This is a genomic window from Lacisediminimonas profundi, from assembly GCF_008831265.1.
GTDB lineage: Bacteria > Pseudomonadota > Gammaproteobacteria > Burkholderiales > Burkholderiaceae_D > Lacisediminimonas > Lacisediminimonas profundi.
This window is the reverse complement of the sequence record NZ_VTTH01000003.1, coordinates 469,056-483,967: the sequence shown is the minus strand read 5'-3', so window position 1 is coordinate 483,967 and position 14,912 is coordinate 469,056. Positions and strand designations below refer to the sequence as shown.

The 14,912-nt window shown below is 60.4% G+C and carries 13 protein-coding genes and 1 tRNA gene; 6 read left to right on the top strand and 8 right to left on the bottom strand.

Annotated elements, in window-relative coordinates:
* Positions 1–52 precede the first annotated feature (52 nt).
* A complete protein-coding gene (locus FVE66_RS11930) occupies positions 53–1,243 on the top strand; it encodes a mandelate racemase/muconate lactonizing enzyme family protein (RefSeq protein ID WP_151447637.1) in 1,191 nt (396 codons plus the stop codon).
* A gap of 72 nt (positions 1,244–1,315) precedes the next feature.
* On the opposite strand, the gene FVE66_RS11925 is transcribed toward FVE66_RS11930, so the two are convergent.
* Together FVE66_RS11925 and FVE66_RS11920 are read right to left on the bottom strand one after the other, a co-directional pair.
* Complete coding sequence (locus FVE66_RS11925) at positions 1,316–2,215, bottom strand: LysR family transcriptional regulator (RefSeq protein WP_241673182.1); 900 nt, start codon at positions 2,213–2,215, stop codon at positions 1,316–1,318.
* A gap of 114 nt (positions 2,216–2,329) precedes the next feature.
* A complete protein-coding gene (locus FVE66_RS11920; protein ID WP_151447636.1) occupies positions 2,330–3,316 on the bottom strand; it encodes a Bug family tripartite tricarboxylate transporter substrate binding protein in 987 nt (328 codons plus the stop codon).
* Positions 3,317–4,111: 795 nt separating this feature from the next.
* On the opposite strand from FVE66_RS11920, the gene FVE66_RS11915 reads away from it, so the two are divergent.
* Positions 4,112–5,599, top strand: a complete 1,488-nt coding sequence (locus FVE66_RS11915; protein ID WP_151447635.1) for an NfeD family protein — start codon at positions 4,112–4,114, stop codon at positions 5,597–5,599.
* Positions 5,600–5,620: 21 nt separating this feature from the next.
* Positions 5,621–6,400, top strand: a complete 780-nt coding sequence (locus FVE66_RS11910) for a slipin family protein (protein WP_151447634.1) — start codon at positions 5,621–5,623, stop codon at positions 6,398–6,400.
* Between the two features lie 258 nt (positions 6,401–6,658).
* On the opposite strand, the gene FVE66_RS11905 is transcribed toward FVE66_RS11910, so the two are convergent.
* The 6 genes from FVE66_RS11905 to cysS form a co-directional block, all read right to left on the bottom strand.
* A tRNA-Ser gene (locus FVE66_RS11905) sits at positions 6,659–6,752 on the bottom strand.
* Between the two features lie 97 nt (positions 6,753–6,849).
* Positions 6,850–8,100 carry an aspartate kinase gene (locus tag FVE66_RS11900; protein WP_151447633.1) on the bottom strand — a complete coding sequence of 417 codons (1,251 nt, stop codon included), beginning with the start codon at positions 8,098–8,100 and terminating at the stop codon, positions 6,850–6,852.
* Positions 8,101–8,199: 99 nt separating this feature from the next.
* Complete coding sequence (gene tilS / locus FVE66_RS11895; RefSeq protein WP_151447632.1) at positions 8,200–9,660, bottom strand: tRNA lysidine(34) synthetase TilS; 1,461 nt, start codon at positions 9,658–9,660, stop codon at positions 8,200–8,202.
* Positions 9,626–10,603, bottom strand: a complete 978-nt coding sequence (locus tag FVE66_RS11890; protein WP_151447631.1) for an acetyl-CoA carboxylase carboxyltransferase subunit alpha — start codon at positions 10,601–10,603, stop codon at positions 9,626–9,628. Before FVE66_RS11890 ends, tilS begins: the two co-directional genes overlap by 35 nt.
* A gap of 51 nt (positions 10,604–10,654) precedes the next feature.
* Complete coding sequence (locus FVE66_RS11885; protein ID WP_151447630.1) at positions 10,655–11,311, bottom strand: DNA-3-methyladenine glycosylase family protein; 657 nt, start codon at positions 11,309–11,311, stop codon at positions 10,655–10,657.
* Positions 11,312–11,316: 5 nt separating this feature from the next.
* Complete coding sequence (cysS, locus tag FVE66_RS11880) at positions 11,317–12,711, bottom strand: cysteine--tRNA ligase (RefSeq protein ID WP_151447629.1); 1,395 nt, start codon at positions 12,709–12,711, stop codon at positions 11,317–11,319.
* Positions 12,712–12,949: 238 nt separating this feature from the next.
* On the opposite strand from cysS, the gene FVE66_RS11875 reads away from it, so the two are divergent.
* The 3 genes from FVE66_RS11875 (at position 12,950) to FVE66_RS11865 (ending at position 14,861) form a co-directional block, all read left to right on the top strand.
* On the top strand, positions 12,950–13,528 hold the full coding sequence (locus FVE66_RS11875) for a peptidylprolyl isomerase (RefSeq protein ID WP_151447628.1): 579 nt from the start codon (positions 12,950–12,952) through the stop codon (positions 13,526–13,528).
* A 75-nt stretch (positions 13,529–13,603) separates the two neighbouring features.
* Positions 13,604–14,092, top strand: a complete 489-nt coding sequence (locus FVE66_RS11870; protein ID WP_151447627.1) for a peptidylprolyl isomerase — start codon at positions 13,604–13,606, stop codon at positions 14,090–14,092.
* A gap of 40 nt (positions 14,093–14,132) precedes the next feature.
* Positions 14,133–14,861 carry a UDP-2,3-diacylglucosamine diphosphatase gene (locus FVE66_RS11865; RefSeq protein WP_151447746.1) on the top strand — a complete coding sequence of 243 codons (729 nt, stop codon included), beginning with the start codon at positions 14,133–14,135 and terminating at the stop codon, positions 14,859–14,861.
* Positions 14,862–14,912 lie beyond the last annotated feature (51 nt).

Below are 14,912 nucleotides of genomic sequence, written 5' to 3'. Positions count from 1 at the left end.
TTCTTCTTAACGCCTTTAAACCAATTTTCTGAAAACCTTGATCGAGAACAGCATGACGACAAATCAATCACACGGTAGCGAGACCTCGAGCGACTGGTCCGGGTCGGACCGATACAAAGCCGGCATCATCCGTAGTCTCGAACTGATCCCGCTCTGGTTACCGTTCAAGACCAATTTCAAAATCGCCGCTGGCGCACCGCGTCAGGGTATCAATGTGATGATTCTGAAAATTCACACGGAGTCGGGTCTGGTCGGCATCGGAGAGACGCACGCATGGATGCGTCAGGGAAGCCGCGAGACATTCAAGAGCATTGAATCCATCATCGTCGATCATTATTCGCCGCGTCTGATCGGTCGCAGCATTTTTGATCACCAGGCCATCATTGCCGATCTCAAAGAAGCCGTGTGGAATACGAATTATCCGATGGCTGCGGTCGCTGATGCGATGCTGGACCTGCAGGGCAAGATATTGGGTGTGCCTGCTTACCAGATCCTGGGCGGCCGCGCGAAAACCGCCGTTGCGGCAGGCATCACACTTGGCATCATGCCTGACAATACTGCCTTGCTGTCAGAGGTCGAGCAACGTGTCGCCGAGGGCTATTCCAGTTTTACAGTCAAGGTCGGCAACGATCCTGAACGTGACGCAAAAGCAGTTGAGTTTCTCGCCAAGGCCATGGGTGACCGCATCATCATCCGCGCTGACGGCAACAGTGGCATGGATATGGCGGGTGCCATGCGTTTCATGAACCGGGTGCAACATCTGGGGCTTGATGCAGTTGAACAATTGCTTCCGCCATGGGATCTCGCCGGCATGGCCGAACTGGCTAGCCGCTATAACGTGCCGATCATGGCCGATGAATGCGTATCTTCTGATACTGATCTGATCAAGGTGATTACCATGCGCGCGGCTAGTGTATTCCAGACCAAGATCGCTAAAAACGGCGGTGCCTGGAGCTGCAAGAAGCTTTGGGAAATAGGCTCTGCTGCGGGCATGCGAATCTTTCCGGGTAACCATCCAGGCGCAAGTGTCGCGACAGCATCAGCTGTGCATCTGGCGACTTCCTGGCCTGGCGATCTCCTGGAGGGACCCTTGGCTGTCGGCGTGAACGAAATCCTGGCCGAAGATATCGTGACCGAGCCAATTCTCCGGAAAGGAAAATATATGTATGCCCCTGAAAAGCCAGGTTTGGGGGTGACGCTTGATGAAGAAAAAATCAAACGATTCCGCGTCGACAAGAAGTAATCAGCCTGTGCGGCGAAATTGAGGCAAGTGATGAAGTTGATGAAAGTGAGGGAAGGATCAGGGATCTTTGCCTCACTTTACCAGGTGGGCTCGTAGCAGGTCCGCTGGTTTGGAGGCGTTCGGACTGCGCCGGACGCATATGGAGAGTCGTCGATCGGCCCAGTTCTCATGCAGTCTCACGGCGGTGCATTTTTTATCCGCTGACTCGAAGATTGAGCGGGGAATGATGCCTACCCCGACACCAGCAGAGACGAGAGCCGCAATGGTTGCGAAATTCGAAACCTGAACTCGAACGTCCAGTCGATGGCCTAGTTCAATGGCTTGCCTGGCCATGAAGGTATGGATCGCCGTTCCTGTTTGCAGGCAAACGAATGGTTCTTTGACGCAATCGGCGAATCTCACTGATGTCTGCTCTGTCAGCTTATGTCGAAGTGGCGTTATCAGGACAAGTTCGTCTGTTCGATAAGGGCTGAATTCCAGTGCCGGGTATTCCCCGTCCCACACGCCAATTCCCAGGTCAGCACGGCCGCTGGCAACTGCAGAGGCGATTTCGGCAGAGGATCGCTCTTCAAGGGCAACGCGTATGCCCGGATGCTCTACTAAAAATGACTCAAGGTCCGAGGGAAGGTAGGACGCCAGCGCGTTGCTGTTTGCCATCAGAACCAGTTGGCCATGAAAGCCCCCCAGAAAGGGGGCCAGGTCCGCATGGAGTTGCTCAAGTTGGGCAAGGCAACGCCGTGCGTGTTCCAGCAAGATATGGCCGGGCTGCGTGAGTTGCACGCCCCGGGCCTCCCGCTTGAAAAGCGTGACACCCAGCACCTCTTCAAGGTGCGAGATACGCAAACTGGTTGTGGACGGGGCAAGGTTGCACAAGGCCCCTCCGCGTGACATGTTCCCCGAGTCTGCGACCGCAAGGAAGAGGCGAAGGTCCGTGAGATCATAGCGCGCAAGGGGATTCGGGATGTTACTCAATGCGGATCTCCTTCACATGCTTCCCGGTTTAGCGCCAATACTGGTTTCAGGACTTTAATTCCTGGAAGCAGAGCGACGCAAATTTGCGCGCCCTGCCAGCAAAAGCCCCCCGGCTTATTGCGCCATCGGTTTGATTTTCGCCGCTGCGGCGGCTTCCTTCCAGAATCCAAGCTCACGTTCGAAGAATTTTTCCATGTCAGCGATTGATCCTCCTTTTGGATCAATCGCTTGCTTTTCAAGCCGCTCAACGACCGCTGGCGTTTTCAGTACCTCGTTTGCTTCGCGGTTGATACGTTCGATGATGGATGCCGGCAGGCCAGCAGGACCCGAAATGGCGAGCCAATAGCCAGATTCAAGATTTGGCAATCCGTTTTCTGTCAGCGTCTCGACCTGCGGCATGTATTTTGAACGCGCATTGGTCGTCACGAAGAGTGGCTTCAAATCGCCGCGCTGAATGAAGTTGCGTGTCGAGGCGATGGTACCGAAGTATGAATCGAGGTTTCCTCCCACGACGTCCTGAATTGCAACTGAACCGCCCTTGTACGGAATGTGGTTAAGGACGATTCCCGAACGTTGGGCCACGATCTCCATGAGCAGGTGGTGGACCGAGCCAATACCAGCTGATCCGTAGGAGAAGCCACCCGGATTCTTTTTCGAGAAGGCGATCAGATCTTTCAGATTGTTGATCGGCACCCTGGACGAAAGCGCCATGAGATTCGGCGCCACACCAAGCAGGACAATATTCTTCAGGTCATTGCGGTAGTCGTATGGCAGTTTCTCGTACACCCAGGGATTCGTTGCATTCATGCTGCTTGAAATCAGGAAGGTGTATCCATCCGGTGCCGACTTTGCAACCATGTTACTGGCGATGATCGTGTTCGCACCAGGCCTGTTCTCGACGATCACGGGCACTTTGAGTCTCTCACCCAAACCCTTGGCGATCTCGCGCGCGACGAAATCTGAGGATGCACCTGGGGTCAACCCGACGATGAGCTTGATGGGCTTGTTCGGATATCCAGCTTCCTGGGACTGTGCACTGCCACACACGACCAGGCTGGCGGCCAGGCCAAGGCGGACAAGGTTCTTGATGAGAGTAAGCATTGAATCTCCTGTATTTTCTATTTATAAAAAAATGCCGGCGGAACTCGTCGTGACGCATTGCGCGCCGGTACGCGGGTTGGCACGCACCAAAGTTTCATTGAGCGAAACCCGTTCCAAATATATGCTATCAGATAAATTGCAGATGCAGGACATGGGTTTAAGGTGAGCGCGAATTTCGACCCTGCTTGACCCTTGCTACGCTTTGACAGCCTACTTCGCACGACCCGGAGTGTGTTCGCATTGATTCGCAAATCAGGCGTGCGGCCATGGAAGCCACATAGGCAGGAGTCCGCGAGTTCAGCGTAGACCTGGCCGAGTACATCGCGGCCAGCAGCCCTGTCGCGGCGACTCGCCGCGGCCATCCACAACCACTTCGAATACAAGTCGACGCTGGCCGAGCGCAACTTGCGCTTGCTGCTTGTCGAGGGGCGCACCAGCCTGCTAATCGGGATCGGCTTCCTGGCTTTATGCCTGATTACCGCCGATCTCCTGTCCGGCTTCGCGAACAACACCTCTCTCAGGCTGCTGGAGGAGAGATTGCTTAGCGTGGGTGGGTTGGCGAGGACTGTACGCACGATGTCGGAGGGCGAGATCAATCCTGTAACTGGCCGGGCCATTTTGGCGGCCACGTGCGGGCCGTGACCCGTGAAGGACGCGAGTGTAATGTCCGGACTGACTCTCAAGTTGACGCGGCTCAAGGGTGCCTTACGAGAAAGACCGAGCATAGTCAGCGTTGGCTCGCATCGTCGGCAGGCGGTCCGATGACCAACTGGAGATTTCGACGATGGCGGTTCCATGACTCCGATTCCGGCCAGGCGACCCTCGAGCCTGTGTCACTGGCTCACGCTTGGACTGCTGCTGTTTGCCATAGCGGCGGCCGCGTTCGCGGTCGCGCAGCAGCTCGTGGCAGCAGCAGCCCATGTGCCGCTGCTGCGCGTCAGCGGGCCGATCGGGCCAGCGACGGCCGACTACATTGCTCGTGGACTGCAGAAGGCCGCGCGTGACAATGCACCGCTGGTCGTGCTGCAGATCGACACGCCGGGCGGACTGGACAGCTCGACCCGCCAGATCGTCAAGGACATCCTGACCTCTGCCGTGCCGGTGGCGGCCTGGGTGGCTCCCAGCGGCGCGCGCGCGGCCAGTGCGGGAGCCTATATCGTCTATGCGAGCCATGTCGCCGCGATGGCGCCGGGCACCAATCTTGGCGCCGCCACGCCGGTGCAGCTCGGCGGCCTGCCCGGCACGCAACCGCAGCCTGCGCCCGCCAAGCCGCCCCCGCCCCGTGCTCAGGACGACAAGGCAAACCAGCCGAAGGACAGTGCAGATGCGGTGCAAGCGGGTGCCGACGCGATGACCCGCAAGATCGTCAACGACTCGGCCGCCTACCTTCGCTCGCTGGCCCAGATGCGAGGCCGCAACGTCGAATGGGCCGATCAGGCTGTGCGCGAGGGCGCCAGCCTGTCCGCGTCCGAGGCGCAAGCGCAGCGAGTGATCGACTTCGTAGCGGTCGACCTGACTGGATTGCTGCAGCAGGCCCACGGCCGCACCGTGCAGATGAGTGAGGGCGTCATGCGCACGCTCGACAGCCGCACAGCGACGACGGTTACCATCGAGCCCGACTGGCGCACCAGGCTGCTCAGCGTGATCACCGACCCGACAGTGGCCTACCTGTTGCTGCTGCTCGGCATTTACGGCATCTACATTGAGCTGACCACGCCAGGCTTCGGCGTACCGGGTGTGGCGGGGTCGATCTCGCTGCTGCTGGGCATGTTCGCGCTGCAGATGCTTCCGGTGAACTACGCCGGGGTGGCGTTGATCCTGCTCGGGTTCGTGCTGCTGGTAGCCGAGGCCTTGCTGCCGAGCTTCGGCGCCTTGGGCGTGGGCGGCATCATCGCCTTCGTTATCGGTTCGGTCATGCTGATCGATACCGACACGCCGGGCTTCGGCATACCGATCGGATTGATCGCCACGGTAGCCGTGGTCAACGTGCTGTTCGTGCTGGTGGTGTTCCGGCTCGCACTCAAGGCACGCACGCGCCCAGTGGTCACTGGATCCGAGCAAATGCTGGGGGCGACTGGTGAAATTCTCGAGACATCGGCGGATGGTGCTTGGATGAGGGTGCATAGCGAACGCTGGCGCGTCAGATCGACCACGCCGCTGTGTGCTGGCCAGCGTGTGCGCGTCACCGGTCGCGACGGACTCGTACTGCAGGTAGAGCCGGACGCGAGCGCGACCTGCCCTGCAACCCAAACCACACAAGCATCCCGGACATCAGGCCCCTGAAATCAACCAAGGAGAAACGTCATGTACTGGGAATTCGGTTACGGCTTCCTTCCCATCCTGCTGCTCGTTCTTGCAGGCGCGTCGATACGCATCCTGCGCGAGTACGAGCGTGGAGTGGTGTTCCAGCTCGGCCGGTTCTGGAAGGTCAAGGGTCCGGGACTGGTGATCCTGATTCCCGGCATCCAGCAGATGGTGCGTGTGGATCTGCGCACTGTGGTGATGGATGTGCCGGCGCAGGACGTGATCACGCGCGACAACGTCTCGGTCAAGGTCAACGCGGTAGTCTACGCCCGCGTAGTGGATCCGCAACTCGCGATCATCCAGGTCGAGAACTACATGCACGCCACATCGGAACTGGCCCAGACGACCCTGCGCGCCATTCTCGGCAAGCACGAGCTCGACCAGCTGCTGGCCGAACGCGAGAAGATCAACCAGGATCTGCAGCAGGTGCTCGATGTACAGACCGATGCCTGGGGTATCAAGGTCTCGAATGTCGAGATCAAGCATGTCGACCTGAATGAAAGCATGGTGCGCGCGATCGCCAAGCAGGCCGAAGCCGAGCGCGAGCGGCGGGCCAAGATCATCCACGCAGAGGGTGAGCTACAGGCCTCCGACAAGCTGCTGGAGGCGGCGCAAAAACTGGCCCAGGCACCGCAGGCCATGCAGTTGCGTTACCTGCAGACACTCACCGCGATCGCCGGCGAGAAGAGTTCCACGATCATCTTCCCGATGCCCATCGACCTGATCGCCTCGGTGATGGATGGTCTGTCGGCGCTGCGCCAGCCCGAAGAACGAGGCTGACCCGCGGCGGCGCGTGCGATCACGTCGGTATCGAGGGCGCGGCGCCGCAAACTCCTCGTTGCTCAAGCCGTGTCCTGTCTCGCCAGCAAACACTTGCTCGGCATGGAGCTATCTTCTCAAATTATTCGTGGTCCGAAAATCCCGGGGCAGGTCACAGCGGCCGCAGGTCATAGTCAGGAGCCCATAGAAAAAAGCCCCGCGTGATGCGGGGCTTCGGGCGGCTTCTAAGCCTGCTGAGCAGGTTAGAGACCTTTGTACTGGCGGAGACGGAGGGAGTCGAACCCTCGATACAGGTTTAAGCCCGTATGCTTCCTTAGCAGGGAAGTGCCTTCGACCACTCGGCCACGTCTCCACATGCTGCCCGGCTGAAACTGCGGCCAGGCAAGGACTCGGATAATAGCTTGTCAGTGCGGTCCGGTCAATGAAAGAAGCTTAACCGGACACACTAATCAGGCTGATTCCAGTCCGAAAGCCTTGTGCAGCGCGCGCACTGCCAGTTCCATGTACTTTTCGTCGATCAGCACCGAGATCTTGATCTCGGATGTGGAGATCATCTGGATGTTGACGTTCTCTTCCGACAGGGTGCGGAACATCTGCGATGCGATGCCGACATGGCTGCGCATGCCGACGCCGACCACCGATACTTTCGATACCTTGGTGTCGCCGACAATGCGGGCGGCGCCGATGTGCTCGCGCACGCTGCGCTCCAGCACGTCCATGGCCTTGGTGTACTCGCCACGCGGCACGGTGAAGGTGAAGTCGGTCTTGCCGTCGGTCGACTGGTTCTGGATGATCATGTCGACTTCGATGTTGGCATCCGCAACCGGGCCCAGGATCTGATAGGCAATGCCAGGACGGTCGGGCACGCCGATCACGGTGATCTTGGCCTCGTCGCGGCTGAACGCGATGCCGGTGATGGTTGCTTGTTCCATGTTGGTATCTTCCTCAAACGAAATCAGGGTGCCGGACCGCGCTTCTTCATCGAGCGGCATCAGCGGATCGGTCAGCGACGACAGCACGCGGGTCGGCATGCGGTAGTTGCCGGCAAATTCGACGGAGCGGATCTGCAGCACTTTGGAGCCAAGCGATGCCATTTCCAGCATCTCTTCGAACGTGACGGTCTTGAGCCGGCGGGCGTCGGTGACGACGCGCGGGTCAGTGGTGTAGACACCGTCGACGTCGGTGTAAATCAGGCATTCCTTGGCTTTCAGCGCCGCGGCCACTGCCACGGCCGAGGTGTCGGAACCGCCACGGCCCAGCGTGGTGATGTTGCCTTCGGGGTCCATGCCCTGGAAACCGGTGATGATCACGACATTGCCAGCGTCCAGGTCACGGCGTACGCGCTCGTCGTCGATCGACTGGATGCGCGCCTTGGTAAAGGCGGAATCGGTCTTGATCGGCACCTGCCAGCCGGCATAGGACACGGCTTGCTTGCCGAGCGACTGCAGCGCCATCGCCAGCAGCGCGACGGACACCTGCTCGCCAGTGGAAGCCAGCATGTCGAGCTCGCGCGGATCAGGCTGGGGCATGATTTCCTTTGCCAGTCCCAGCAAGCGGTTGGTCTCACCCGACATGGCGGAGGGGACCACCACCATCTGGTGGCCGGCGTCGTGCCATTTTGCCACGCGCTTGGCGACGTTCTTGATGCGTTCCGTGGAACCCATCGACGTACCGCCGTATTTATGAACTATCAAGGCCATTTTGGAGGTATGTGGTCAGCGAACAAACCGATTATTTTACGTGGTTGCGGGACACCCTGCAAATCCACCAGCCGCCGGAGGCATCCGAGGGAATGCTGTTCAGCCCGCTTGCCATGCGAGCGTGATGCCCGGTCCGGTTGCCAGCAGCCGGCAATCGGTGCCGATGCCGCCCACCGCAAGCAACTCGTCTCCCAGATAAATCAGCGGCAGCGACGGACGGCGCCAAGCGGGAATGGCTGCTTCCTGGAACAGGTTCTTGATCGAGCGCGACGGCCGGTTTGCGGCCAGCTTCAGCCGTTCATGCCCCTGGCGCGGACGCAGGCTCAGGACCGACCGGCGCAATGCCGCCTCCGGAATGGCCGGTCCGTCGCAGCTGCCGAAGATCAGCCGGCCATGCCACGCTGGCAGTTCGATGACTTCCTCGCCGCGCCAGTTGATGCGGACTTCCTGCGGCTCCCAGGCGCCTTCCCGCAGGTACAGCTGCAATCGGCCAGCGTTGCGGCGCAGGTCGAACTGGCCGATCGGGAACAGCGGGTGAAGATCCGGCGCGGCCAGCAGCATCTGTTGCCGAATCTGCTCCAGCTGTGCGGTGCTCGGCATGCGAAGTGCGTGCTGTCCCAGCCAGTAGCGCAGCAGATTATCGGCGCGGGCATCGGAAAGCCGTGCCAGCTTCTCCACCATCAGCGTGTCACCACCATCCTGCGAACATCCGGCCAGGTCAATGCGCGCCAGGTCGTCCAGCAAGCCTTGCGCCGATTGCATGTGGCGGGCGCTGCGGGCAATCAGGGGCGCGCAACCGCGAAAAGCCTGTTCCATCGCCGGCAGCACGGCATGGCGCAGGGCATTGCGCCGGTAGCGCGTGTCCTGGTTGGATTCATCCGTCACCCATTCGAGTTCGCGCTGCGCGGCAAACGCTTCAAGTGCGGCCCGCCGGAGCCCGAGCAAAGGGCGGGCAAGCAGGACATCGGCGCCGAACAAATCGGGGCGGCGCTCACCCTCCCCCATGCCCGACAAGCCGGCAACGCCGGCCCCGCGCAGCAGTTGCAACAGCACGGTTTCGGCCTGGTCGTCCTGATGATGGGCGGTGAGCAGAACCGGCAGGCGGCGTGCAACGCAGGCTTGCCCCAGCGCGGCGTAGCGCGCCGTGCGCGCCGCTGATTCGATGCCCTGCCCGGCGCCGGCGACGCTGACTTTCGACACGTGCAGTTCAACACCAAGCTGCTGGCAGGTGCGGCGGCAATGCGCGGCCCACTCGTCCGCATGCGGGCTCAGCCCGTGATGGATATGCAAGGCCTCCACGCGCACGCCGTGACGGCGGCCATATTCGGCGGCCAGTAATAGCAACACCGAGGAATCGAGTCCGCCGCTGTAACCGACGCCGATCGCAAATGCTTGGTCGCTGCCTTCGCTGCGATCGCCATCACCACCCGCGCCAGAAGCGGGTGCAAAGCCAGAAGCGGAAACAGAAACGCGCGCCCGGATTACTCCAAGCGCGCGTTCGAACGCGGCGGGGATGGATTCGAGCTTATTCAGGCTGCGAAATTTCCTTGAACTTGCCATAGCTCATCAGCTTTTGCAGGCGCGCAGCCAGCAAATCCTTGGTCTTGACGCCCTGGAATTGGCGCAGGGTGTCGGCCAGCGCGCGCTTCAGCATTGCCGCCATCTGCTTTGGATCGCGATGGGCGCCGCCGACCGGCTCGGTAATGATCTTGTCGATCAGGCCCATCGCCTTCAGGCGATGCGCGGTCAGGCCGAGCGCCTCGGCGGCGTCAGCGGCACGGTCGGCCGTCTTCCACAGGATGGAGGCGCAGCCTTCGGGCGAGATCACGGCGTAGGTCGAGTATTGCAGCATCAGCACCGCGTCGCCGACGGCAATCGCCAGCGCGCCACCGGAGCCGCCTTCACCGATGATGGTGGCAATCAGCGGCACCTTGAGTTCGGCCATCACGTAAAGGTTATGTCCGATCGCTTCGGACTGGCCGCGCTCCTCGGCATCGATGCCTGGAAATGCGCCGGGGGTGTCGACGAAGGTAAATATCGGCAAGCCGAATTTCTCGGCCACCTTCATCAGGCGCATTGCCTTGCGATAGCCTTCGGGCTTGGGCATGCCGAAATTGCGCAGCGCCCGCTCCTTGGTGTCGCGGCCCTTCTGATGGCCGATCACCATGCAGGGCTGACCGTTGAAACGGGCCAGGCCGCCGACGATGGACAGGTCGTCGGCATAGCTGCGGTCGCCGTGCAGTTCGTGGAAATCGGTGAAGATCTCGTTCACGTAGTCCATCGTGTACGGACGCTGCGGATGGCGCGCAATCTGCGATACCTGCCAGGGCGTGAGCTTGGCGTAGATGTCTTTTGTCAGCTGCAGGCTTTTTTTGGACAGGCGGTCGATTTCTTCGGAAATGTCGACCGCGGAGTCGTCCTGCACAAAACGCAATTCTTCGATCTTGGAATCCAGCTCGGCGATCGGCTGTTCAAAATTGAGGAAGGAAACCTTGTTGTTCATTCTTTCTCCGTACATGGACAAGAGAGGATCGGGCGGCCAAGCCGTCCGATATCAGTATTCTACCGGCACCGGGTCCAGACTGCGCCACAGGTACCAGGTGGCGACCGTTCGCCACGGCTCCCAGTTGGCGGCAACTTCACGGGCATCGCTGCGCGAGACCGGCTCGCCCGAAAAATAATTGACGCTGATGCCGCGCAGCAAGCCGACGTCGTCCAGCGGCAATACATCGGGACGCCGCAGATTAAATATCAGAAACATCTCCGCTGTCCAGCGCCCGATGCCGCGAATCTGGATCAACTCGGCAATCACGTCCTCGTCGCCCATTTCCTCCCAGGACGCCACATGGACCTTCTTGTCCTTGAAATGTTGCGCCAGGTCGCTGATATATTCAGCTTTACGTTTTGACAAACCGCAGCTCGCGAGCTTGACGTCGCCACTCTTCAGGATTTGTGCCGGCGTGCATTGCGGGCACTCTTCCAGCAGCCTTTGCCATACGGTCTCGGCTGCCTTGACAGAGATTTGCTGGCCCACGATCGACCTGGCCAGCGTGGTGAAGGGATCGCCGCGTCCGGTCAGGTGCAGGTCGCCGAACTTCGGTATCAGCTTGCGCATGATGCGATCGCGCTTCATCAACTCCTGCTTGGCCTGCTCCCAGTATTCGGGGACCGTGACGGCGGCGGCGGCGGTATTGGTGTTCGTACGTGGCATTGAACTCAGGCCCTCCGCCATTCGGTCACGCCGCCCGGCTTGTCCTCGAGGACAATGCCGGCAGCCAGCAGATCGGCGCGAATGCCATCGGCTTTGGCGAATTCTTTTGCCTTCTTGGCCGTGGCCCGGAGTTCTATCAGTTTCGCCACCTCTTCATCGGACGGTCCGGATGGTGCGCTGCCGGTCCCGGATTGCAGGAAGGCCTGCGGCTCGCGCTGCAACAGGCCAAGGATGGCTGCCAGCTTCCTGAGCTGCCGCGCCAGCGCTGCGTCATGCGTGCGATTGATTTCGTTGGCCAGGTCGAACAGCACCGAGACCGCCATCGGCGTATTGAAATCGTCGTTCATCGCATCGGCAAAGCGCACTGCATGCGGCTCGCCCTGGTCCAATTCGAGCGCATCGGGCCGGGTTTCCTTCAGTGCCGTGTACAGCCGCGTCAACGCGCCCCTGGCGTCGTCGAGATGGGCGTCGGAGTAATTGAGCGGGCTACGGTAATGGGCGCGCAGGATGAAGAAACGCACCACCTCGGCGTCATAACTCTTGAGCACTTCACGGATGGTGAAGAAGTTGTTGAGCGACTTCGACATCTTCTCGTTGTCGACCCGCACGAAGCCGTTGTGCATCCAGAAGTTGACGAACTGCCCGCGATGCGCACCTTCCGACTGCGCAATCTCGTTCTCGTGATGGGGAAACTGCAGGTCCTGACCGCCGCCGTGGATATCGAAGTGCTGGCCGAGCAGGTCGGTCGCCATGGCCGAGCATTCGATATGCCAGCCCGGCCGGCCCGTGCCCCAGCGCGATTCCCATTTCGCTTCGGCGGGCTCAGCGGGCTTGGCCGCTTTCCACAACACGAAGTCGAGCGGATCGCGCTTGCCGGTGCTGACATCGACGCGCTCGCCGGCGCGCAGGTCGTCCAGCGATTTGCCGGAGAGCTTGCCGTAGCCCGGAAAGTCGCGCACCGAAAAATTGACGTCGCCGTCGTCAGCCCGATAGGCAAGGCCGTTCTGTTCGAGCTGGCCGATCAGGCTCAGCATCTGCGGCACGTAGGCCGTGGCGCGCGGCTCATGGTCGGGACGGGCCACGCCCAGCGCATCGGCGTCTTCGTGCATGGCGTCGATGAAGCGCTGGGTCAGGTGCGACAGCGTCTCGCCGTTCTCGACCGCGCGGCGGATGATCTTGTCGTCGATGTCCGTGATGTTGCGCACATAGGTCACGTCCAGCCCGCTTGCGCGCAGCCAGCGTTGAACCATGTCGAACACGACCATCACACGCGCGTGTCCGAGGTGGCAATAGTCGTATACGGTCATGCCGCACACGTACATGCGCACCTTGCCCGGTTCGAGCGGCGCAAAGGACTGCTTTTCACGCGCAAGCGTGTTGTATATCTTCAGGACACTCATTGGGGTTGTGCTGCTGGAGTCAGGAAGCCGTCGCGGACTGGTATGCATTCTGAACGCGCGCTCGCGCCAGGTGCCGGTCTGCCAACCTGCTGACGTCCTTATTTTGATAAAATTCGGGATTCGCGGCAGTATAGCATCAGGAAATCGCCGCCCCGCCATCGAGTTTGGCGGAGTCATCGACAGCCCGTCTCCCCTGCTTGCCAATCCATCTTTCCCGCCCCACACCGAGGTCCAGAACATGTTGCATGTGCGCCGAAAAATCATCCTGTTCCTTGCTGCATTGACCACTGCAACCGCAGTGCCGGCCGTCATGGCTGCCGACGCGCCGCAGGTGCAATTGAAGACCAGCATGGGTAACATCGTTCTCGAACTGTATCCGGACCGCGCGCCCAAAAGCGTCGAGAACTTCCTGGAGTATGTGAAGTCGGGACACTACGACGGCACCCTGTTCCACCGCGTAATCGGCAACTTCATGATCCAGGGGGGCGGCTTCGACCGCAACATGCAGCAAAAGCCGACGCGCGGCCCGATACAGAATGAAGCCGGCAACGGCCTGATGAATGACACTTACACGGTCGCAATGGCACGTACATCCGCGCCGCATTCGGCAACCGCCCAGTTCTTCATCAACGTAAAAAACAATAACTTCCTCAATTACCCGGCCCGGGATGGCTGGGGCTACACGGTATTCGGCAAGGTCATCAAGGGAACCGACGTCGTGGACAAGATCAAGGCAGTGCAGACCGGACCGGGTGACGTGCCGGTCACGCCGGTCATGATAGAGAGCGCTTCGGTCGTCGCTTCGGTCGTCAAGTAACAGCAGGCAGCATGGCCGGGCCCCGGCAGAACCCGGGCCCGGCACACACATAATTTTTCATAAGGACTCATCATCATGGCAGTCGTACTCCACACCAATCACGGCAAGATCACGCTGGAACTCAACGCCGACAAGGCCCCGAAGACGGTTGAAAACTTCCTCGCCTATGTCCGTGACGGGCACTATGACGGCACCATCTTTCATCGCGTCATCGATGGCTTCATGATCCAGGGCGGCGGCTTCGAACCCGGCATGAAGCAGAAGCCGACCCGCGATCCAGTGGAGAACGAAGCCAACAACGGCCTGAAGAACGAGCCCTACACGGTTGCCATGGCGCGCACCAGCGATCCGCACTCCGCCTCCGCGCAGTTTTTCATCAACGTGAAAAACAACAGTTTCCTCGACTACCCGGGCCAGGACGGCTGGGGTTACTGCGTGTTCGCACGGGTCAGCGAAGGCACCGAAGTGGTCGACAAGATCAAGTCGGTCAAGACCGGCCGCAGCGGCATGTTTTCGGATGTTCCTGCCGAAAACATCGTGATCGAAAAAGCTGAAATCATTTAAAGGGCACCCGGTGACAAGCAGCGCGCACACGCCGTCCTCCATGCTCGCGCTGTTTGTCTCGGACCTGCACCTCGACGCCGCACTGCCGCGCACCACCGCGCGCTTTCTTCGCTTTCTTGAAGAGACCGCGCCGGCTGCGCAGGCTTTGTACCTGCTGGGCGACATCTTCGAATACTGGGCGGGCGACGACGACCTGGACAGCGAGTTCAATCGAAGAATCGTGACGGCCCTGCGCGCGGTGCGCGACGCCGGCGTCGAAACTTCCTGGATTGCCGGCAACCGCGATTTCCTGGTCGGCGATCGATTTGCCACCGAGTCCGGCTTGCACCGGCTCGATGACCCCACATCACTGACGCTAGCCGGTCGGCCCACCGTGATCACTCACGGCGATGCGCTGTGCACTGACGACCATGCCTATCTCGCATTTCGCGCGCAAGTCCGGCAGCCAGCCTGGCAGGCACAATTCCTGGCACAACCGCTGTCGCAGAGGAAGTTGATCATTGAAAACATGCGGCGCCAGAGCCGTGAAGCGCAGCGCGAAAAGACGCCCGAGATCATGGACGTCAATGAGCAGGCGGTTCAGCAGTTATTCCAGCAGAGCGGCGCACAGGTGATGATTCACGGGCATACGCACCGGCCGGCACTGCATGCTTATCCCAATGGACTGGTCAGGCATGTATTGCCGGATTGGGACCTGGATCATGGCACGGCGCGCGGGGGATGGCTGGAACTGGACCAGGCTGGCGCTTATACCGCGGTGAAGTTGTAGGCAGGGTCGAGGACGGGGTTTCGGCAGGCACTACCCCATTGCGCCGTCCGG

Bases quoted from the DNA above. Each gene is read 5' to 3' on its own strand.
- FVE66_RS11910 (WP_151447634.1), top strand. From the start codon at position 5,621: ATGTACTGGGAATTCGGTTACGGCTTCCTTCCCATCCTGCTGCTCGTT.
- FVE66_RS11870 (WP_151447627.1), top strand. From the start codon at position 13,604: ATGGCAGTCGTACTCCACACCAATCACGGCAAGATCACGCTGGAACTC.
- FVE66_RS11920 (WP_151447636.1), bottom strand. From the start codon at position 3,316: ATGCTTACTCTCATCAAGAACCTTGTCCGCCTTGGCCTGGCCGCCAGC.
- FVE66_RS11875 (WP_151447628.1), top strand. From the start codon at position 12,950: ATGTTGCATGTGCGCCGAAAAATCATCCTGTTCCTTGCTGCATTGACC.
- FVE66_RS11900 (WP_151447633.1), bottom strand. From the start codon at position 8,100: ATGGCCTTGATAGTTCATAAATACGGCGGTACGTCGATGGGTTCCACG.
- tilS (WP_151447632.1), bottom strand. From the start codon at position 9,660: ATGGCAAGTTCAAGGAAATTTCGCAGCCTGAATAAGCTCGAATCCATC.
- FVE66_RS11865 (WP_151447746.1), top strand. From the start codon at position 14,133: ATGCTCGCGCTGTTTGTCTCGGACCTGCACCTCGACGCCGCACTGCCG.
- FVE66_RS11885 (WP_151447630.1), bottom strand. From the start codon at position 11,311: ATGCCACGTACGAACACCAATACCGCCGCCGCCGCCGTCACGGTCCCC.
- FVE66_RS11930 (WP_151447637.1), top strand. From the start codon at position 53: ATGACGACAAATCAATCACACGGTAGCGAGACCTCGAGCGACTGGTCC.
- FVE66_RS11890 (WP_151447631.1), bottom strand. From the start codon at position 10,603: ATGAACAACAAGGTTTCCTTCCTCAATTTTGAACAGCCGATCGCCGAG.
- cysS (WP_151447629.1), bottom strand. From the start codon at position 12,711: ATGAGTGTCCTGAAGATATACAACACGCTTGCGCGTGAAAAGCAGTCC.
- FVE66_RS11915 (WP_151447635.1), top strand. From the start codon at position 4,112: ATGACTCCGATTCCGGCCAGGCGACCCTCGAGCCTGTGTCACTGGCTC.